Here is a 500-nt window from a genome sequence, read left to right as displayed (position 1 = left end):
GTATGGCGAGCCCTGTCCGGAGGCGATGGTCGAGTCGGGCCTCGATCACATCAAGATCCTTCAGGACAACGACTTCCACGAGTTCAAGATCTCGGTGAAGGCCTCGGACGTCTTCCTTGCCGCGGCGGCCTATCAGGCGCTGGCCGATGCGACGGATGCGCCGATCCATCTCGGGATCACCGAGGCGGGCGGGCTGACCGCCGGCACGGTGAAATCGGCCGTGGGTCTGGGGAACCTCCTCTGGTCGGGGATCGGCGACACGCTGCGGGTCTCGCTCTCGGCGGACCCGGTGGAAGAGGTGAAGGTCGGCTACGAGATCCTGAAGTCTCTGGGCCTCCGCCACCGCGGCGTCACCATCATCTCCTGCCCCTCCTGCGCGCGGCAGGGCTTCGACGTCATCAAGACGGTGTCCGAACTCGAGGATCGGCTGGCCCATGTCACCACCTCGATGAGCCTCTCGATCATCGGCTGCGTGGTGAACGGTCCCGGCGAGGCGCTGA

The 500-nt window shown here is 66.0% G+C and carries 1 protein-coding gene; it reads left to right on the top strand.

All coding sequences use genetic code 11. The features are described 5' to 3' along the window. The coding region (locus CKO11_RS17470; protein WP_223641591.1) for a flavodoxin-dependent (E)-4-hydroxy-3-methylbut-2-enyl-diphosphate synthase at window positions 1-500 on the top strand (500 nt) is incomplete at both ends.

The sequence above is a fragment of the Rhodobacter sp. TJ_12 genome (assembly GCF_020023995.1).
Taxonomy (GTDB): domain Bacteria; phylum Pseudomonadota; class Alphaproteobacteria; order Rhodobacterales; family Rhodobacteraceae; genus Rhodobacter.
Note: the sequence above shows the minus strand (reverse complement) of the source record. Positions and strands in the feature narration are given on the sequence as shown.